This is a genomic window from Microvirga sp. GN3 (assembly GCF_055792825.1).
Window position 1 is genome coordinate 23,034 of record NZ_JBVVAK010000059.1, and the last position, 20,381, is coordinate 43,414.

Here is a 20,381-nt window from a genome sequence, read left to right on the forward strand (position 1 = left end):
CGTATCATGGCCAAGTTCCAGAGCCTCAAAGAGGCCGTTGCCGAAAACCTGCGCGATGGTGATACCGTCGCCTTCGAAGGGTTCACCCATCTCATTCCGCACGCGGCCGCCCATGAGGCGATCCGCCAGGGCCGCAAGGACCTGACCCTGATCCGCATGACCCCCGACATCATCTACGACCAGATGATTGGCATGGGGCTCGCCAAGAAGGTGATCTTCTCCTACGCCGGCAACCCAGGCGTCGGCCTGCTGCGCCGCATGCGCGATGCCATCGAGAACAGCTGGCCGCGCGGCATCGAGACCGAGGAGCACAGCCACGCATCCATGGCCAATGCCTATGAGGCAGGTGCCGCAGGCCTGCCCTGCGCCGTCTTCCGGGGCTATCGCGGCGCGGGCCTGAAAGACGTCAACCCGAATATCAGGAGCATCACCTGTCCCTTCACCGGCGAGGAGCTGGCCGCCGTGCCGGCGCATCGTCCGGACGTGGCCTTCATCCACGCCCAGAAGGCCAGCAGGCGAGGGGACGTGCTGGTGGAAGGTATCATCGGCGTGCAGAAGGAAGCCATTCTCGCGGCCAAGCGCTCGGTGGTGACCGTCGAGGAAATCGTGGAGGATTTTGACGACCTTCATCCAAACCTCTGCGTGCTGCCGCACTGGACAGTGACCTCGATTGTGCACGTGCCGGGCGGGGCGCATCCGTCCTACACCCACGGCTATTATGACCGCGACAACGCCGCCTATCTTGAATGGGACAAGATCTCCGCCGACCGCGATCTCTTCACCGCCTGGATGAAGGAGAACGTGCTCGAAGTGGGACCCGAGGCCTTCGCCGGCCGCGTGAAGGGATTGTAAGAATGACGAGCCTCTCCGACTTCACGCCCAACGAAATGATGACCATCGCGGCAGCCCGGGCTTTGTCGAACGACGATGTCTGCTTCGTCGGCATCGGCGCCCCTTCGGCTGCCTGCAACGTGGCGCGGCTAACCCATGCGCCGGACATCACGCTCATCTACGAGAGTGGCACCATCGGTACGGCGCCGAATGTGCTGCCCCTCTCCATCGGCGACGGTGAGCTGTGCGAGACGGCCGTGACTACGGTTTCGGTGCCGGAGATGTTCCGCTACTGGCTCCAGGGCGGACGCATCTCCATCGGCTTCCTGGGCGCGGCCCAGCTCGACCGCTTCGGCAACATCAACACCACCGTGATCGGCGATTACCACAAGCCCAAGGTTCGCCTGCCCGGCGGCGGCGGGGCTCCCGAGATCGCCTCTTCCTGCAAGCAGGTCTTCATCACCATGAAGCAGGCGACCCGCGGCATGGTGGAAAAGATCGATTTCTACACCTCCTTCGGCCATGGCGAGGGGGGCAACCACCGCGAGCGGCTTGGCATCACCACCAAGGGCCCGACGCTCCTGATCACGGATCTGGCGATCTGGAAGCCTGATCCCGAGACCAAGGAATTCACCGTCGTCTCGATGCATCGCGGGGTGACCCGCGATAAGGTGCAGGAAACCTGCGGCTGGAAGGTGCGATTCTCCGAGCGCCTCGAGGAAACGCCTCCGCCGTCCGAACTCGAACTCACCACCCTGCGCGAGCTTCAGGCCCGGACCGAGAAAGCTCACGGCGGCAAGAAGGGGAATTGAGATGCATGAAGCCTATATCTGCGCCTATGTGCGTACGCCCATCGGCCGCTATGGCGGCTCTCTCTCCGGCGTCCGCGCCGACGATCTCGCTGCGGTGCCGCTGAAGGCGCTGCGCGAGCGCCTGCCGAACCTCGACTTCGAGGCCATCGACGACGTGATCTATGGCTGCGCCAACCAGGCAGGCGAGGACAACCGCAACGTCGCCCGCATGGCGGTGCTGCTGGCCGGGCTGCCCGGCTCGATCCCGGGAACCACGATGAACCGCCTCTGCGGTTCCGGCATGGATGCGGTCATCGCCGCTGCCCGCGCCATCAAGGCGGGCGAGGCCGAGATCATGATCGCCGGCGGCGTCGAATCCATGTCGCGCGCGCCCTTCGTGATGCCGAAAGCCGACACGGCCTTCTCGCGCAATGCCGAGATTTACGACACCACCATCGGATGGCGCTTCATCAACCCGCTGATCAAGCAGCAATACGGCGTCGATTCCATGCCGGAGACCGGCGAGAACGTGGCTGCCGATTTCAACGTCTCGCGCGCGGACCAGGACGCCTTTGCGCTGCGCTCGCAGAAGAAGGCCGCCGCGGCCCAGGCCAATGGCCGGCTGGCGCAGGAGATCGTGCCGGTCACGATCCCGAAGCGGAAGGGCGACCCGGTGATCGTCGACAAGGACGAGCATCCCCGCGGCGACACCACGCTCGAGCAGCTGGCGAAGCTGCCGACCCCGTTCCGCAAGGACGGCACCGTGACCGCGGGCAACGCCTCCGGCGTCAATGACGGTGCGGCGGCCCTGATCGTTGCCTCGGAAGAGGCGGTTCGGAAATTTGGGCTCGAGCCCATCGCCCGCGTGCTCGGCGGCGCCACCGCCGGCGTCGCGCCGCGCATCATGGGCATCGGGCCGGCTCCCGCCACCAAGAAGCTCTGCGCCCGTCTCGGCCTCAAGCCGAGCGATTTCGACGTGATTGAGCTGAACGAGGCCTTCGCCAGCCAGGGGATCGCGGTCCTGCGTGAACTGGGCATTCCAGAGGATGCCGAGCACGTGAACCCGAACGGCGGCGCCATCGCGCTTGGGCATCCGCTCGGCATGTCGGGCGCCCGCATCACCGGCACGGCGGCGCTCGAGCTGAAGATCAGGGGCAAGAAGCGCGCACTCGCCACCATGTGCATCGGCGTCGGCCAAGGCATCGCCGTCGCCGTCGAAGCCGTGTGACGCGAGGCACCTGATGAAACAAGCGCTCCCATATCCCGTGCTGCAGACCCTCGTCGGCGACGAGGAGGTGGGGGCATTCTTTTCCAACGAGGCCGAACTCTCGGCCATGCTGCAGGTCGAGGCCGTTCTTGCCGAGGCCGAGGCCAAGGTCGGGCTGATCGACGAGGATGCTGCATCGCGGATCGGCGAGGTCTGTCACGCCTTTCAGGCGGACTGGACCAAGCTTGCCGAAGGCCTGGCGCGGGATGGCGTCATCGTTCCGGACTTCGTCAGGCAGCTGCGTGCGGCCGTCGACGAACCTCATGCCAAATCCGTTCACCTCGGGGCCACCAGTCAGGACATCATCGATACGGCACTGGTGCTGCGTCTCAAGGAAGTGCTCGAGATCCTCGGGCACCGTCTCGATACGCTGATCCATTCCCTCGACGGATTGAAGCGTCGGGACGGCTCGGTGTGCCTCATGGCGCATACCCGGATGCAGCGGGCACTCCCTTTTCCGGCAGCCGACAAGATCGATACCTGGATCCAACCTCTGGAGCGGCACAGGGGAACCTTGGAGGCTCTTGCACGGCGTCTGCTGGTCCTCCAACTCGGCGGGCCGATTGGAACCCGCAGTGAGTTGAAAGGTTACGGCGATGCGGTAGCCGATGCCATGGCCGAGATCCTGGGACTTGGCCTTGCTCCATCCTGGCATTCGCAGCGGGATAGGATCGGCGAGTTCGGAGCGTTTCTCTCGCTCCTCACCGGCACGCTCGGAAAGATCGGGCAGGATATTGCGCTCATGGCACAGAACGAGGTCGGTGAAGTGCAGCTTGCAACGGGCGGCGGATCGTCCGCTATGCCGCACAAGTCCAACCCAGTTCCGGCGGAAGTACTGGTGACGCTTGCCCGCTTCAATGCCGGCCTGCTCGGTACCCTGCATCAGGCGCTAGTGCACGAGAACGAGCGCTCGGGAGCAGCTTGGACGCTTGAATGGATGGTGCTTCCGCAAATGGTCGTCGCCTCGGCCGCGGCTTTAAGCAGGGCTCAAGGCCTCATCGCAGGCCTGAGCTTCGTGCCATCGAAAACCGCCGGATAGCAGCGTCAGGTCACGCCATCGCATCCTGCTGCATGGCCCGGAAGGCGAGGGGCGGAAGCCCGGTCTTCTGCTTGAAGAAGCGGGCGAAGTAGGCCGGGTCGTCGAAGGCGAGGGCCAGGGCGATTTCCTTGGCGCTCAAGCTCGTGAAGGTCAGGTAGCGTTTGGCCTCAAGGATGATCCGCTGATGAATGACACCAAGCGCCGTATCGCCGAGATGCTCGCGGCAGATGCGGTTGAGATGAGGCGATGTCAGGCCCAGCCTACTGGCATAGATCTCGATCGGCTGATGGCTGCGGAAGTGTAGATCGACGAGTTCGCGAAAGCGCAGAGCATGCTGAAGTGCCCGGCGCACGGGACTGCGACCGCCATCTGTCTGGCTCGCCCCCTGCATCCGATGGAGCGCGATCAGAATGAGCATTAGGCGGGCTTGGATCGCTTCCGAGCGTGCGGATCCGCGCCCAGCAAGTTCGGCCGCAAGAGAAGCGATGTCCGCCGTCAAGGCGCAGGCAGCATCCTCGTGGTCATGAAGGCTGATCAAATGAACGGATCGAAAAGTCTCTCGAACGCCGTCCATCTCAGCGAGAATATGGGTCAGGCGGCTGTCGAACAGGGTCAGCACCGTCCCCTGCACATCGGGCGAAAATGTGTACCCATGCACCGTCATCGGGGGCAGGGCGACGATGACAGGTCCGGTCAGCCTTGTGCTGCGGCCATCGACCACGATCTCAGCTGCACCGCCGAGCAGATGAAGGATCTGGAACAGCTTCTCGTGCCGGTGAGGCTGAATCCTGTAATTATGCAAGCGACTCCGGATCTGGATGGTTTCGCAATGGACCCAGTCCGCCGTCGGATCGTCACCGGCTTCCCCATAGAGCGCGTAGGTTGGAATGTCGCCGATAGCCAAGATTAGTTAGCCCGCTATGTACTGTTGAATGTTCGAATTGTCCAATCTGATGCTCGCTTTGTCTATTGGCCGTTCGGCGGGCGGGGTTCATTCTGCGCGAAATGAAAGAGGTGGCTCTGGCCGCCATGTCGGAGGAAATCGCGCATGCGGACCAAGGTCGCCATCATTGGCGCAGGCCCCGCCGGGCTGCTGCTCGGCCGCCTTCTGGACAATGCCGGAGTTGACACTGTCGTCCTCGAGCGGCGCAGCCAGGACTATGTGCTCGGACGCATCCGCGCGGGCGTTCTCGAACAGGGCACGGTGGAGCTCCTGGACAAGGCGAGCGTCAGCGAGAAGCTGCACGCGGACGGTCTCGTCCATGACGGCGTCGAGTTCTGCTTCGACGGCGACAAGCACCGCTTCAACTTTCGCGAGCTGATCGGCAGAACGGTGACGGTCTACGGACAGACGGAAGTCACTCGTGATCTCATGCAGGCCCGCGATGTCTCAGGTGCGAAAACGGTCTACGAAGCCGAGAACGTGTCCATCCATGATTTCGACAGCGACAAGCCCAAGGTGCGTTACGTCAAGGATGGTGTCGAGCATGAGCTTGCCTGCGATTTCATCGCCGGGTGCGATGGCTACCACGGCGTTTCCCGCGCCAGTGTGCCCGGAGGATCCATCCGGACGTTCGAGAGGGTCTATCCCTTCGGCTGGCTCGGCATTCTTGTCGAAAGACCACCCGTTGCCGATGAGTTGATCTATGCCCACCACGAGCGCGGCTTCGCCCTCTGTTCCATGCGTTCGCACACCCGCAGCCGCTACTACGTTCAGGTGCCGGCGGATGAAAAGGTGGGGGAATGGTCGGATGATCGTTTCTGGGACGAACTGCGCCGCAGGGTCGATGAAGAAACAGCCGACAATCTCGTGACAGGTCCCTCCATCGAGAAGTCCATCGCACCGCTGAGGAGCTTTGTCGCCGAGCCGCTCCGGTTCGGTCGCCTGTTCCTGGCAGGCGATGCGGCTCATATCGTTCCGCCCACGGGCGCCAAGGGATTGAACCTCGCCGCAAGCGATGTCGGCGTTCTGGCCGAAGCCCTCATTGAGTTCTACGCCGAGCGATCCTCGGCCGGAATCGATGGCTATTCTGCCCGTGTGCTTTCTCGAATCTGGAAGGCCGAGCGCTTCTCCTGGTGGATGACCTCCATCCTCCACACGTTCCCGGACACCGACACCTTCAGCCGCCGAGTCCAACGGGCGGAGTTCGACTATCTCAAGAGTTCAAAAGCCGCCGCGTGTTCGCTGGCGGAGAACTATACGGGGCTTCCGATCTGATCGATCAGGATCTCTCCAAGAATTCTCACACAGATATTCATTGCCTATCGCAACATCATATCATGAATTTGTGAAAGCTTGAGCGTACTTATCATTAACTTTACCGAATGATTAGCATCATCCCGTAAAGGCCGTTTCGTTGACACATAAGAAAATATTTCCGAATTCTAGTGTAGCAATACGCTCATACTCATGGCGGATTGGGTACTCACTGAGGTGAGACAGATCCAAAGGCATGATGCCGCCCCGCCATACCGGTGAGAGACCGGATATTTCACCAAAGATATCGTCAGTATTCTCTCGGCCGAAAGGCCACTGGTAGCGTTATGGATCGGTCCGCCGTTTCTTCCGGGGCACCATCGATGGTGTCCTCCGGCCCTTGGCTGACACGCCCTTTCAGGGGGCTGGTTGCCCGATTCGGGATCGGGTTCCTTCTCCCGGTGCTCGAGGCGACCCTGCTGATCACCCTGCTGGCTCTGGCACTGCCCGCTGCGCTGCTGCAGGTCTACGATCGGATCCTGCCGAACAAAGCGGTCGGCACTCTGGCAGTGCTCGCAACGATCGTCGCTATCGCCATCCTATTGGAGGCGCTGTTGCGCCAAGTGCGCGGGCGGATTCTCGCGCGTGTCGCGGCAACCTCCGAAGCACAGGCTCATCGTCAGGCGATGCAACGCCTGCTGAGTGCCCCGCTCTCCGCGCTGGAGGCACACGGAAACGGCTATTATGCAGAACGCCTCTCCGCCATCGGCACCCTGCGCGAGGCATGGTCGGGCCCCGCATTGCAGGCCGTGCTCGATCTGCCCTTCGCGCTGCTTTATCTCATCGGCATCTGGTATCTCGCTGGACCGCTGGTTCTGGTGCCTCTGGTTCTGCTCGCCGGCGTCGGACTGGTGGCGGTCCTAACGGGCCAGCGGGTGCGCCAAGCGGCACATAACCTCGCCATGGCAGAGGAGCGCCGCTTCAACTTTCTCTTCGATACTCTGAACTGCATTCATTCCATGAAGGTGCTAGGCGCCGAGCCCTTGCTCGAGCGTCGCTACGAGCGCCTGCAGAATGGATCCGCTCACCTGCGCCGGAGATTGGCGCACATCATCTCGACGGGGCAGGAGGGCGGCATGCTGCTGGCTCAGGCTGCCACAATCGGCGTGGCGGCCTTCGGCTGTCACATGGTGCTGAACGGTCAACTCAGTGTCGGCGGCCTCGGCGCATGCACCATGCTGGTCGGCCGCACCATGCAGCCGCTGCTCGGCGGCGTCGCGCTGTGGTCGCGCCTGCAATCGCTCGCGGAAAGCCGCCGTCGCGTCGCAGAGATTGGCGCACTGCCGCAGGAGCGCAGTCCCGGCAGGTCGTTGCTGCAAGTGTCCGCGGGACACATCGCTCTGCAGGATGTCCGGTTCCGTACCCCGCATTATGCCGACTGGCTGTTTGACGGTCTCGGCCTGGAAGCGCTGCCCGGCGAGATCGTCGGCATCACGGGCTCCAACGGGTCCGGCCGGTCGGCGCTGCTGCGTCTGATCGCGGGCGACCTGAAGGCGAGTAGTGGACAGGTCCAGATCGATGGACAGGATCTCGCCGAGGTCGATATCGGGCCTTCGCGCCGATTGGTAGCGCTGGTACCGCCCGATCCGGCGCTGGTGCGCGGCACGCTGCTGCAGAACCTGACCATGCACCAGCCCCACCGCGATGCCTTGGCCCTTCGTCTGGCAACGGAGCTCGGTCTCGATCAGGTTGCCAGCGCTCTGCCGGGGGGCTGGCACACTCAGGTTGGTGTGGCGGCCACACCACTGCCGCGCGGTGCTGCCCAGCGCATCGGCGTCGTTCGTGCTCTCGTTGAAGAGCCACGCATTCTGCTCCTCGACGACATCACTTCGCAGATCGACGGCGACAGCGATGCGCGGCTCGCCCGCCTGCTCGCGGACCTGCGGGGCAGGGTGACGGTGGTCATCGTCACGCACCGGCCATCCACCCTGAATATCGCCGATAGGGTCTATGCGATCCGGAACGGCCGATTGGAGCGTGTGTCATGAGCCCACTGAGAGAAAATCGCTCACACACGCCGCTGGAACTGCCGGAAGATCTGCTGGCTCTGTCCGATCTTGCCCGCTGCCTCTCGACCATGCTGTGGCTGATGGAATGGCCCGGCAGCGCGGACGATCTGCTGTCGGCTCTGCCGCATGTCAAACCGGATATCGACCTGACCGACGTGCGAAACACCCTCGTCATCCTGGGTTATCCGACCCGGATGGAACGTGTGTCGCGGGGTTCTCTCGATCCGAGGCGCCTGCCCGCCATCCTGCTGCCGGCGGGCGATGCGGCTGCCGTCGTCTATCGCGACGAAGAAGGGCGGGTCCTGATTCTCGATGGTGCTACGGGGGAGGTGGAGCCCTGCGATCCAAAGGCACTGCGCGGTACTTTGATGCTCGTCATCGATATGGATGCCGGGGCTCCGCGTCAGAGCTGGTTCAGTGGCATCGCACGCCGTTTCCGTGGCGATCTGCCCTCCCTGCTAGCCGTTAGTGGGTTGATGGCGGTGCTCGGTCTCGCCGTGCCGGTCTTCACCATGGCGGTGTTCGATACGGTGATTGCCGGCTATAGCCCGAAAACCTTGCCTATGCTGGTTGCGGGCGCATCCGCAGCCATTCTTCTCGAGGTCGCCTTCCGTGCCATGCGGCAACGCGCTTTGCTCAGCATCGCTGAGCGTCTCGACCGGTTGGTTCCGAGCGCCGTTTTCACGCAGCTCATGTCCTTGCCGACTGCACTTGTAGAGCGCGCCGGCACGGCCTCCCAGGTATCGCGTCTGCGCGACTTCGCGGCGATCCGCGAATTCCTGACGGGCAGTTTCGCCGTTGCACTGCTCGACATGCCATTCACGCTGCTCGTTATCGTGCTCATGGTAGTGCTGGGTGGCTGGATTGCTCTCGTGCCGGTCGGCACGGCTGCGGGCTTCGTCATCCTGTTCCTGGTTACCCGCGGACCGATGCGGCTGGCGATCGAGCAGGCCGCCCGCGCCAACCAGGCAAGGGAAGCGCTGGCGGTTGAGGCGCTCGAAACGGTACGGACCTTGAAGCTCGTCGGAGCCGAGGAGCGCTGGATCGACCGTTATTCGGCTGCTGCTGCCGCTGCCGCTGTATCCTCGGCACGGGTCAGCACGCTGGCGGGTTCGGTGCTCTCAACCAGCCAGGCGCTCGTCACCCTGTCGGGGCTGGCCGCGGTGGTCATGGGGGTACTCTCCGTCCTGTCAGGCGCCATGACCGCCGGAGCGCTGATCGCCGGCATGATGCTGATCTGGCGCATTCTTGGTCCCATGCAGACCTGCTTCGTCATGCTCTCCCGCTGGGAGCAGACGCGGGCCTCCATCCGTCAGGTCGACGGGCTGATGGCCCTGGAGACGGAGCGGCCTCCACCGCTCGAGGCGCGCATGGCGCCGCCGGAGCAGGGCGCCATCGTGTTCCAGCGCGTGACCCTGCGCTACCTTCCGCAATCCGAGCCGGTTCTCGCAGGCGCCAGCTTCGCGATCCAACCGGGACAGGTGGTGGCGGTGACGGGGGCCGAAGGCAGCGGCAAGTCGACCCTGCTGCTGCTGATCGCGGGCCTCTACCGGCCACAGGGCGGCCTGGTTCGGATCGACAGCCACGACGTGCGCTCGTTCAACCCCGCCGTGCTCCGCCGCAGCATCGGCTGGGTGCCGCAATCGCCGGGGCTTCTTTACGGCACCGTAGCGCAGAACCTGCGTCTTGCCCGCCCCAGCGCATCGGACGCAGAGATCCGCGCAGCAGCTGAAGAGGCCGGCGTGCTGGAAGCCATCGAGTCGCTGCCACAGGGCTTCGATACCCGCGTCGGAGACAATCAGAGCGGCCGTCTGCCTCGCAGCATCCTTCAACGTATTGCTCTTGCCGGCGCATTGCTGCGCGACGCACCGATCCTGCTGCTCGACGAACCTGTGGCCGGCCTCGACGATGCCTGCGCGAAAGCGTTCACCGATGTCATTGCCTCGCGCCGCGGCCGCTGCACCATCCTCATGGCGACCCACCGGCCGAGTCACATCCGGCTGGCTGATCGTGTCCTTCGCCTGCGCGACGGACAGGTGGAAGAACTCGACCAGCAGACGGCTCCCGTTGGTCCCCGTCCCACAAGAGCCCCCATCGGCACGTCGCTGGCAAATGCCGCCTTCGCGAACATGTCCGTTGCCAACAGCTCGAAAGTTGCATGATGAGCAAGACCGCAACATCTGCCGCCAATGGCGAAATCCTGCCCCCGACGGCAGATCGCCGTATCTTGCCGCGCGCCAATCGTCAGCCGCGCCCTGACAGCCATGTGCTGGCGCTCGAGGAACTGCGCGTTCATGGCTTGGAACGTGCCGTGGTTCTAGGCACAGGGGCTCTCGTTGCCTTAGGCCTGACCTGGGCGGCCTTGGCCCATGTACCCGAAGTTGCGGTCAGCGTAGGCGAGATCGCACCGGTGGTGGCGCCAGCACCCATTCAGCACCTCGAAGGTGGCATCGTCGCCGAAGTGCTGGTAACCGAGGGCGAAGCGGTGGAGGAAGGGCAGCCCCTGCTGCGCATGAGCGATGCTGCGGCCCAGGCCGAGCTGTCGCAGGCCCGGCACCGGCTCGACTCCCTGCAACTTCAGGCACAGCGCCTTGCGGCGGCGGCAGAAGGCAACATCGTCGCTCTCGACCTGCGTGGCCGCCAGGGACCGACGGCTGGGATCGTCGCCCATGCCGGTGGCGATGCGCAGACCGTAGCGCCCCTGACCTCGAGACTCTTCGTTGAGCCTCAGCGCGCCGCGCTGAACGCGCGTCTGCGGGCGCTGGCCGACCGTGTTTCGGTTCTGCAGGAGCAGGTGGCACAGCGCCGCGGCGATCTGGCAACTCTGGCCGGACAGATTGCCGCCGTGCAGGAGCAGATGGAGCTTCACTCCAAAGAACTCGGCATTCGCGAGGATCTCGCCCGCAACGGCCTCACGACACGCCTGTCGGTCCTGGAAGCCCAGCGGCTTTTCATGAGCGCGAAAGCCGAACATGAGCGGCTGAGCGGCCAGCGTGCCACCGCTCAACGTAGTCTCGCCGAAGCCGAAGCCCGTGTCGTCGAGACGCAATCGGCCGCAGTCGACGAGGCTCGCCAGGAAGCGGCGCGCGTCGCTCTGGAGATTGCCGAGACGACGGAGGTTGTCCGGAGAATGGAGGACCGTGCCGAGCGTATTCTGCTCCGCGCTCCCATCGGCGGAGTCGTGCGAGGTCTTGCGGTGCATCGTCCCGGAACCGTGCTTCCGCCGGGCGGACTGGTCGCCGAGATCATGCCGCAGGATACGCAACTCGTGGCCGATGTCCGGCTGATGCCGCGCGACATCGGGTTCATCGAGGTCGGTCAGCAGGTGCATGTGAAGGTCCAGGCCTTCGACTACGCCCGCTTCGGCTCCGTCGAGGGTAGGGTGGAGCGCGTGTCAGCAGGCACCTTCCTCGACGAGCAGCGGCAGCCGCATTACCGCGCGCGCATTGCCCTTGAGCAGCAGCATGTCGGGCACGATCCGCGCTATGCGCAGCTCGTCGCGGGCATGACGGTTCAGGCGGACATCACCACCGGCACCAAAACGGTGCTGCAGTATCTGCTGAAGCCGATCTATTCGGCCATGGCCGCATCCTTCCACGAACGCTGAGCACATCCATGACCCAGCAACCCGATCTGTCCATTCCCTTCGACGCCAGCGTGGTCGACGAGGAGGCCCTGCGAGCCCTGCGTGCCGTGCAGCGCACGGTTCCCGCCGGCGATGGGAGTGCCAGCGGCAATCTCGTCGGAGGAACGGAGGCGGTTGCGGCATTCGGCATGATGCCTGGAGCACCCTCCGGAGGAGGTATCGGCGGGACGCATGGCATCGCATCTCTTCCCACAGAGCCAATGTCCCGTCCGGTGGACGGGCCGCTGGAAAATCTGGACACCCCTGCTCAAGCACGCACATCAGTCATGCTGGATTCCGCGTTGGCTGAGACTCCCGCCCTGGTTGCACGGGTCGCATCACATTCCGTTGTCCCGCCGAAGATCGCAGCGTCCCGCGGCTCGCCCGGTCATGTTCCTTCTACACCTGATTTTGCAGTCGCGACCGAGCACCTGACGACACCGAGCACTCATCCGGACGAGCAGGTTACGATCACTCCGCCTGGAACCGACGAGCCGGAGCCGGTAGAGCCGCAGGATACGGCGGCTTCTCCTCCGCTTGTGCAGGTCACCGATGCGGAAGGGCAGGAGGATCAGCCGATCTCTCTCGATCTCTTGGCGGCCCTGGCCGATACCGACGGATCGGAGGTATTGTCGATCAGCATCCTAGGGGTTCCCGAAGGCGCTTCGCTGACACGCGGCACACGTCAATCCGATGGTAGCTGGAGCGTCTCTCCCGTCGACCTGCCGCTTCTGGCTCTCATTCCGCCTCCGAATTTCTCGGGCACCCTTTCTCTCACGCTACGCGCCACCTCCCAGGAAGTGAATGGCGGCACGGCTCTCGTCAGCGCAACCTTCCAAGTGCAAGTGCACGCGGTCGCCGACGCGCCCGACGTGACGGTCGCCAATGCACATGGCCAGGAGGACATGCCGGTGAGTCTTGCCGGCCTGGGCGGTGCATTGCGGGACACGGACGGCTCTGAGAACCTGAGCTTCGTGCTCAGCGGCGTTCCCGCCGGTGCGACGCTCAGCGTCGGCACATCGCTTGGCGGCGGTCGCTGGGCTCTCACTCCAGAGCAGCTCGAAGGCCTGACCCTGAACCCGCCGCCGCAGGTATCCGGGACATTCACTCTCACGCTCACGGCCATCGCGACCGAGAACGAGCCGGGCGTGCCGAGTGCCCGCACCTCCGCCTCATTCACGGTAAGCCTGGATGCGGTTGTGGATGCCGGCGCTGTCGGCGGCACGAGCCAAGGAGCGGAAGATAGCGCGATCCTGCTCCAGCCTGCTTTCGCCACGCCGGATGCGGACGGTTCGGAGACATGGGCGGAATTCACCCAGGTCGCAGGTCTTCCGCCTGGAGCCTCGCTCAATCGCGGCTCGGAGATCGCACCCGGTGTATGGCAGGTCTCGACGGTAGATCTGCGCGCCGGTCTCGTGAGCATCCGACCGGCTGAGCACAGCGATGAGGATTTCACGCTCACCCTGACAACGACGCTGACGGACTCTGCGAATGGCACCAGCGTCAGCCGAGTCGTGACAGGAACCCACACTGTCACCGTTACCGCCGTCGCCGATGTTCCTGTGGTGTCGGCGATCAACGCGTCTGGGGACGAGGATCAGCCGATCCCGCTCGACCTCTCGGCCGCCCTTGTTGATGTCGATGGTTCCGAGACCCTGTCGGTCAGCATCCTCGGTGTGCCGGCCGGCGCGTCTCTCTCGCACGGAACCCGGCAGCCTGACGGCAGCTGGAGCGTGTCTTCCGACGATCTGGTGCATCTCACCATCACGCCACCCAAGGATTTCTCCGGCACGATCAACCTGACGCTTCAGGCTACGGCGCGCGAGAGCTCGAACGGTTCTACGGCGACCCAGAGCACCAACTTCCAGGTTGAGGTCGACAATGTGTCCGACGCACCGGAGGTCGACGTCCATGATGTCTCAGGGTCCGAGGATCGCTGGATCGCACTTAGCCTCTCGGCTGATCTGACCGACATGGATGGCTCGGAAGTCCTCTCGATCAGTATTCTCAACGTGCCCGCAGGCGCCACGCTTTCGCATGGTGTTCCTCAGGCCGATGGCAGCTGGAAGATATATCCGGCCGATCTGGGCGATCTGTCGATCCTGCCGCCTCAAAATTTCTCCGGCACCATCGATCTGACCCTCCGCGCCACATCCGTGAGCACGAACGGCGCGACGGCCACCACTGATGTCCCGTTCCAGGTGCAGGTCGAGGCGATTGCGGACCTTCCTGATGTGAGCGTGAAGGACGCGTCGGGAAAAGAGGATCAGGCGATTCCGCTCAACCTTTCTGCCGCCCTGACGGACACTGACAACTCGGAGGTCCTGTCGGTGACAATCGAGGGCCTGCCGGAGGGTGCACGCCTCTCCGCCGGCACCGACAACGGCGACGGCACCTGGAGCCTCACACCGCCACAGCTCTCAGGCCTTACCGTCACGCCGCCGGCCGATTGGAGTGGCACCATGTCGCTCACCCTGGTGGCGGAGGCACGGGAACTTTCCAATGGGTCGACAGAAATCGTGCGCGCGCCCTTCAAAGTCGAAGTGGATGAGGTCGCCGACGCGCCGCTGATCGTCGCGCCTGGCGCCCGGGGGCCGGAAGATACGGCCATCCCGCTCGGTCTTTCGGCGGTGCTGAAGGATCAGGACGGTTCGGAGCAGCTCTCGGTCACCATCTTCGGCGTGCCTGCCGAGGCCTCCCTGTCGCACGGCGTCCGTCAATCGGACGGTAGCTGGATCGTATCACCCTCCGACGTTCCGCAACTGAAGCTCACGCCGAAGGAGGATTTTTCGGGGGCGCTGGATCTGCGTATCGAGGCGACGGCCACGGAGAGCAACGGCGAAACCGAGACCAGAAAGGTCGAATTCCAGGTGCGGGTCGATGCGGTGGCCGACAAGCCTGATGTGACGGTCGCCAATTTTTCCGGTCGCGAAGACGAACCCGTCGCGCTCACGGGACTGGGCGGAGCGCTGAAGGATATTGACGGTTCGGAGAGTTTGAGCTTCCTGCTCACCATGCCTTCGGGCGCGACGCTCAATGTCGGCACCAAGCGTTCGGATGGCCGATGGCTGCTCACGAAGGATCAGCTTGAGGGCCTGATCCTCACGCCGCCCACGAACCAATCCGGCACGATCAATCTGACGCTCACAGCAGTAGCAACCGAGCGGGTCGGCGGTTCGACGGTCAGCAACTCGGCCACGTTCACGGTGAACCTCGATCCAGTTCTGGACGACGGCACCATCACCGGCTCCGCCACCGGCGATGAAGACACATGGATCACGCTCAATCCAAACTTCAATACGCCGGACGGGGACGGCTCCGAGACCTGGTCGGAGTTCACTTATATTTCCGGCGTGCCATCCGGAGCGACGCTTAATTGCGGCGTGTTGGAAGATGGCGTTTGGAAGGTTCCGACAGCTGCCCTCCAGGCAGGTGAAGTGGCGATCCTCCCACCGGCGCACAGCAACCAGGAGATGACCCTCACGTTTAAAGCGACCCTGAACGATACCGGCAATGGCAAAACCATCGACAAGGATGTGACGGGCACCAACGTGGTGACGGTCAACGCCGTGACCGACACGCCGAACGTGAGCGCCGAGAACGTAAAGGGGAAGGAGGACGTGGAGATTCCGCTCGATCTCTCCGCGAGCCCCGTCGATACCGACGGATCGGAGACGCTGACGGTCAGAATCTACGGCGTGCCGGCAGAGGCCTCGCTCACGAAAGGAATTCTCCAATCCGATGGTTCCTGGATCGTGGATGCGGAGGACCTGCCGCATCTCGCGCTCAGGCCGCCGCCGGATTTCTCAGGGACGCTGAATCTGAAGATCGAGGCGACCGCTCAAGAGAGTTCGACCGGAAAGACAGCCACACAGAGCGTCGATTTTCAGGTGGAGGTCGAAGCCGTTGCCGATGAGCCGGGTCTGCGCGTCAGTCCGGCCGTGGGAGACGAGGACACTGAAATCCCGCTCAGCATCGCAGCCTGGACCACGGATCGCGACGGATCCGAAAATATTACGGGCTTTCGGATTTCGGGCATTCCGGATGGAGCTGCGATCCGAGCTAACGGTGTTGTGCTGGCAATCGTCGATGGCAGCGTGGTGGTCGATCCTGATCTGGTGACCAGCCTGACCATCACGCCTCCTGCTCATTCGGACGAAGACTTCACCCTGAAGGTCGTCGCGATCTCGGCGGAGCCGAACGGGGACGACGCCGAAAGCGAGCCTCAGGACATCGTAGTCACGATCCGGGCCGTGGCAGATGCTCCGATCATGATTGTCACGGGTGCCACAGGAGACGAGGACACCCCCATCCATCTCAATCTCTCGGCCAACCTGCCTGACGCGGACGGATCCGAGTCGCTCAGCTTCGTCATCTCAGGAGTTCCTCAGGGCGCTATCCTGTCCCACGGCACCTACCAAGGGACCCACAATGGCTTCGAAACGTGGTCGCTGACGGCTGCGGAGGCGAAACTGGTGACGCTGCGGCCGCCCGCGAACTTCGCCGGCCTCATCGACTTGAGCGTGTCGGCCGTCTCGCAGGAGGTGAGAGGCGGCGATCAGGCCGTGACCCGGGTGGACTTTCCGGTCAAAGTTGTCGCGGTGGTGGATAATCCTGCAGTTGGAGGTCTCGACGGGATTTCCGGCAACTGGGGTACCATGCACGGAACAGAGGATCAGCCTATAGCGCTGCACCTCAATCCCGGTCTCAGGGACAGCGATAACTCGGAGAAAGTCGTCGGCGACATTCTGATCAGCGGCATTCCGAACGGCGCCATCCTGCGGTTGGCGGACGGCACAATCGTCAGTGCCGATGAAACCGGCATCTACAAGATTGCCGCCGATGATATGGCCGGCGTAACGCTGACCATGCCGCGCGACAGTGACACGGCCGCTACGCTGACCGTCAAAATGACGATTGAGGACAGCCGCGGTGTGCGGGCCACGATCGGCGGTCAGATGGGAGTGGATCCACTCGGCGATGCCGACAAACCCGTCCTGACGTTCTCGGCGTCGAACGGCACCGGCCACAACAGCGTGAATCCGAACGAAGGTCGAATCCCGCTCCACATCACGGCGGTCCCCGGCGACACCGACGGGTCGGAGACGCTGTATATTTGGATTCGGAACGTGCCGGACGGAGCAACTCTGTCGGCCGGCATTCCGGCCGGCGATAAGTTATGGCTGGTTCCGGTCGAGGCACTTCCGACACTCTCCATCCGTCCGCCTGCCGGATTTAGCGGAAGCTTCAATCTGACGGTAACGGCCGTTGGGGTTGAGCGGGAGGGTGACCAATCCGACTGGACCGAACTGGTTCCGGTGACGATCACCGCACCAACCGGTGGAGGCGATGGCGGCGACGGCGGGTCGGGCACGACGCCTGGCGGCGCACCAGTCGCGCAGGCTCCCAAGTTGGAAGTCGCCGATGCGGCAACGGCTGAGGACGACAGCGTTGCCCTGTCGATCAAAGCTAGCACCGACGACACAGACGGCGGTCGGGAAATTCTCGGCATTCGCATCGAAGGCGTGCCCGATGGCGCGCGTCTGTCGGTTGGTGTGAGAGATCCAGCTACCGGGGCCTGGGTTCTGCGCCCCGATCAGCTGGATGGATTGACCCTGACGCCTCCGGCAGATTTCTCAGGCGCAATCAAACTCGATGTCATCGCAGTCTCCACGGAAGCCACAGGCAGTCAGACGACCACGAAGGCTGCACTGAATGTGAGCGTGGACGCGGTCGCGGATAATGCCGTCATCAGCGCCAACCCGTCGACGGGGTTGGAGGATTCGGCCGTGCCGTTGAATCTCTCCGTTACGACAGGAGATGGCGACGGGAGTGAGACCGTCACCTCAATCATGATCTCCGATCTTCCGGCAGGCTCTCGTCTCGAAGGGACCGGCATCATCGATATCGGCAATGGGAAATGGTCGGTCGATCCGGCAAACCTCGCGAGCTTGCGTTTCGTGCCACCTGCGGACAAGTACGGAACCTTCGTTCTGAAGGTCGAAACGACAACTCGGGAAGCGAGCAACGGCGATACGCAGGATACGAGTCGGATAATCTCCATTTCTATCGCGCCGGCGGCCGATGCTCCTATCGTCACGGTGCATGACACGACCGGGCGGGAGGACGGAAGTATCAGCCTCAACCTATCGGCGACCCTCACCGATACCGACGGCTCGGAAGTGCTCTCGGTGGTCGTCGAAGGATTACCGGAAGGCGCGCGCCTCTCGAAAGGCATCAACAACGGCGATGGCAGCTGGACGCTCACGCCGTCTCAGCTTGCCGGATTGACCGTGACGCCGCCCGCCGATTGGAGCGGGACCATGAATTTGACCGTGCTGGCGCACGCGCGGGAGAGCTCCAACGGTTCGGTGGCGACCACGCGTACGATGCTCCAGGTACAGGTGGATGCGGCGGCTGACACGCCGGTTGTAAGCGCCCGCGACGCGTCCGGTCTCGAGGACCAGCCGATCGCTCTGAACCTGTCGGCCGCGCTGACAGATCGGGACGGATCCGAAGTGCTGTCGGTGGTCATCTCAGGTATGCCGGCTGGCGCCATCCTCACGCATGGCACACGCCAGGCTGACGGAACCTGGACTGTGTCCCCATCTGACCTGCCGCACCTTGCGATCACCCCGCCGCAGAATTTTTCCGGAACGTTCAATCTCACCGTGCGTGCCACGACTCAAGAGACCAATGACAAGACTGCTACGAGCGAGGCGACTTTCCGGGTGCAGGTCGAAGCCGTCGCTGATGCGCCGGACGTGACAGTGCTCAATTTTGCCGGCAGCGAGGACACGGCGATCAGCCTCACGGGCCTGGGTGGCGCCTTGCGTGACACGGATGGATCGGAAAGCCTCACCTTCGTACTGAGCGGCCTGCCGGCCGGCGCGAGTCTCAATGCGGGCACTCAGCAGTCGGACGGCAGCTGGCTGCTCACTCAGGCGGAACTCAATGGGTTGATCTTCACGCCGCCACCGCAAGTGGCCGGGCAGTTCACCCTCACTCTCACCGGCATCGCCACCGAGAGTGCTGGGGGATCGACTGCCCGCACCTCGGTAAATTTCACGGTAGGCCTCAATCCCGTGGCGGATGCCGTCACGATCGATGGTGCGAACACGGGAGACGAAGACACCTCGATCGTGCTCAACCCGACCTTCACGCTTCAGGACAACGACGGCTCCGAGACCTGGTCGGAGTTCACGCAAGTCTCAGGTCTCCCAACCGGCGCCAGCCTGAATCGCGGTTCGGAACTCACGCCAGGCATATGGCAGGTTTCGACCGCCGATCTGTGCGCTGGCCTCGTGGAGATAAAACTGGCGGAGCATAGCGATGCGGATTTCACGCTGACTTTGAAGGCGACGATCACGGATTCCGGGAACGGCATCTCGGTGAGCCGGGAGGTGACCGGCACGCATACGATCACTGTGAACGCCGTGGCCGATGCGCCAGAGGTGACTGCACAGAATGCGGCGGGGCAGGAGGATCACGCCATTGCGCTGAACCTGTCCGCGGCGCTCGTAGACCTCGACGGATCCGAGACCCTGGCGGTCAGCATCCTCGGGGTTTCCGAAAGCTTCAAGCTTTCGCACGGTGAGGCACTTGGAAATGGCCAGTGGCGCGTGCCTGCTGATAGCCTGCCCGAATTGCAGCTTATCCCTGCGCAGAACTGGAATGGAACGCTGAATCTCACCCTTCAAGCCACGAGCACAGAGCGCTCCAGCCAAACGGCGACGACAACGACGTCTTTCACGGTAGTGATCGACGCCGTGAACGACGCACCCGAGCTCGCACTGACAGCACCGGATCATGTGACGGCTGGAGCGCCGCAGGCGGATGCGATCGGTCTCGTCGATGCAAAGGATATCGACAGTTCGCAGCTCCGTGGCGCGACCATCACGCTGTCGGGAGCGCAGGATAACGACCGTCTCGACTTCGACGGCTATGCCCTCCGCCACGAGGGCGGGCGCGTGATGATCGGCGATACCGGCATCGAGGTGGTGGGTGGTGGATATTCCGCCGCCAACGGCACCCTGACCCTGAGCGGTAATGCTGCACCTGCAACTTACGGTGATGTACTACGGGCTCTGGTGCTGGAGAGTGGAGATGCATCCGGTCTTACTGCCGGAGCACGCAGTATCACGGTGACATTGCACGATAGTGAAGGTGCAGCCTCGATACCCGGAACGGTGGAAGTCGTCGTTGATGATCCGCCGCCCCAGCCGGCGGCACATGGCCTCATGGCCGCTGCGGATTCAGGAACCACGCAGGATCTGGCAGGCTCCGACATTCTCCTGCTGATGGCGGACGGCGCAACCGACCCTGGCCATGGGGCCGTCGGTGCATGGACGGAGCAGGTCGAAGCCGGTGATGCCACGGGCACGGGGGCCCATTCATCAGTGGACCTCGGCCAGCCTGTCGCCGACCACATCCAGCCGCTCGACGATTTCCAGGTGGACACCGCACGGACGAACTGGTCGTGAGAGAACAGTCAGGGCAGGCGTCGACTTTCTGCTCGGGCTGACGGTCCGTTTCAGTTGACGCATCGGGGCCGGCGGCCTT

At 63.6% G+C, this 20,381-nt stretch carries 10 protein-coding genes; 9 read left to right on the forward strand and 1 reads right to left on the reverse strand.

Going from position 1 to position 20,381, the window contains the following annotated elements; translation table 11 throughout:
* The first annotated feature begins 6 nt into the window (after nucleotides 1-6).
* From ACS5Q1_RS24905 to ACS5Q1_RS24920, 4 genes are read left to right on the forward strand one after another with little or no spacing between them, the layout of a single operon-like run.
* The gene (locus tag ACS5Q1_RS24905) at nucleotides 7-852 is read left to right on the forward strand and encodes a CoA transferase subunit A (RefSeq protein WP_473100691.1); all 846 of its coding nucleotides are present in this window, start codon (nucleotides 7-9) and stop codon (nucleotides 850-852) included.
* A 2-nt stretch (nucleotides 853-854) separates the two neighbouring features.
* Entirely contained in the window at nucleotides 855-1,643 is a 789-nt protein-coding gene (locus ACS5Q1_RS24910; protein ID WP_473100692.1) for a CoA-transferase subunit beta, read from the forward strand.
* A 1-nt stretch (nucleotide 1,644) separates the two neighbouring features.
* Nucleotides 1,645-2,850, forward strand: a complete 1,206-nt coding sequence (gene pcaF, locus ACS5Q1_RS24915) for a 3-oxoadipyl-CoA thiolase (protein ID WP_473100693.1) — start codon at nucleotides 1,645-1,647, stop codon at nucleotides 2,848-2,850.
* 13 nt (nucleotides 2,851-2,863) lie between these two features.
* Nucleotides 2,864-3,928, forward strand: coding sequence for a 3-carboxy-cis,cis-muconate cycloisomerase (locus ACS5Q1_RS24920; RefSeq protein ID WP_473100694.1), 1,065 nt, complete (start codon nucleotides 2,864-2,866; stop codon nucleotides 3,926-3,928).
* A 10-nt stretch (nucleotides 3,929-3,938) separates the two neighbouring features.
* Here ACS5Q1_RS24920 and ACS5Q1_RS24925 read toward each other — a convergent pair whose 3' ends face one another.
* Nucleotides 3,939-4,832 carry a helix-turn-helix domain-containing protein gene (locus tag ACS5Q1_RS24925; protein WP_473100695.1) on the reverse strand — a complete coding sequence of 298 codons (894 nt, stop codon included), beginning with the start codon at nucleotides 4,830-4,832 and terminating at the stop codon, nucleotides 3,939-3,941.
* A 144-nt stretch (nucleotides 4,833-4,976) separates the two neighbouring features.
* On the opposite strand from ACS5Q1_RS24925, the gene pobA reads away from it, so the two are divergent.
* The 5 genes from pobA to ACS5Q1_RS24950 all read left to right on the forward strand — a co-directional run bounded on the left by pobA (nucleotide 4,977) and on the right by ACS5Q1_RS24950 (nucleotide 20,302).
* Nucleotides 4,977-6,146: a 4-hydroxybenzoate 3-monooxygenase gene (gene pobA / locus ACS5Q1_RS24930; RefSeq protein WP_473100696.1), complete on the forward strand. Its 1,170-nt coding sequence runs from the start codon at nucleotides 4,977-4,979 to the stop codon at nucleotides 6,144-6,146.
* 362 nt (nucleotides 6,147-6,508) lie between these two features.
* Nucleotides 6,509-8,173, forward strand: coding sequence for a peptidase domain-containing ABC transporter (locus tag ACS5Q1_RS24935; RefSeq protein ID WP_473100697.1), 1,665 nt, complete (start codon nucleotides 6,509-6,511; stop codon nucleotides 8,171-8,173).
* A complete protein-coding gene (locus tag ACS5Q1_RS24940; RefSeq protein ID WP_473100698.1) occupies nucleotides 8,170-10,356 on the forward strand; it encodes a peptidase domain-containing ABC transporter in 2,187 nt (728 codons plus the stop codon). Before ACS5Q1_RS24935 ends, ACS5Q1_RS24940 begins: the two co-directional genes overlap by 4 nt.
* A complete protein-coding gene (locus tag ACS5Q1_RS24945; RefSeq protein WP_473100699.1) occupies nucleotides 10,353-11,801 on the forward strand; it encodes an HlyD family type I secretion periplasmic adaptor subunit in 1,449 nt (482 codons plus the stop codon). The genes ACS5Q1_RS24940 and ACS5Q1_RS24945 overlap by 4 nt, the downstream gene beginning before the upstream one ends.
* A gap of 8 nt (nucleotides 11,802-11,809) precedes the next feature.
* A complete protein-coding gene (locus ACS5Q1_RS24950) occupies nucleotides 11,810-20,302 on the forward strand; it encodes an Ig-like domain-containing protein (RefSeq protein WP_473100700.1) in 8,493 nt (2,830 codons plus the stop codon).
* The last annotated feature ends 79 nt before the right edge of the window (nucleotides 20,303-20,381 follow it).

What these genes read in the sequence shown, in the direction of transcription:
- pobA (WP_473100696.1), top strand. Translation starts at nt 4,977, where the DNA reads ATGCGGACCAAGGTCGCCATCATTGGCGCAGGCCCCGCCGGGCTGCTG.
- ACS5Q1_RS24950 (WP_473100700.1), top strand. Translation starts at nt 11,810, where the DNA reads ATGACCCAGCAACCCGATCTGTCCATTCCCTTCGACGCCAGCGTGGTC.
- ACS5Q1_RS24910 (WP_473100692.1), top strand. Translation starts at nt 855, where the DNA reads ATGACGAGCCTCTCCGACTTCACGCCCAACGAAATGATGACCATCGCG.
- ACS5Q1_RS24920 (WP_473100694.1), top strand. Translation starts at nt 2,864, where the DNA reads ATGAAACAAGCGCTCCCATATCCCGTGCTGCAGACCCTCGTCGGCGAC.
- ACS5Q1_RS24945 (WP_473100699.1), top strand. Translation starts at nt 10,353, where the DNA reads ATGATGAGCAAGACCGCAACATCTGCCGCCAATGGCGAAATCCTGCCC.
- ACS5Q1_RS24905 (WP_473100691.1), top strand. Translation starts at nt 7, where the DNA reads ATGGCCAAGTTCCAGAGCCTCAAAGAGGCCGTTGCCGAAAACCTGCGC.
- ACS5Q1_RS24935 (WP_473100697.1), top strand. Translation starts at nt 6,509, where the DNA reads ATGGTGTCCTCCGGCCCTTGGCTGACACGCCCTTTCAGGGGGCTGGTT.
- pcaF (WP_473100693.1), top strand. Translation starts at nt 1,645, where the DNA reads ATGCATGAAGCCTATATCTGCGCCTATGTGCGTACGCCCATCGGCCGC.
- ACS5Q1_RS24940 (WP_473100698.1), top strand. Translation starts at nt 8,170, where the DNA reads ATGAGCCCACTGAGAGAAAATCGCTCACACACGCCGCTGGAACTGCCG.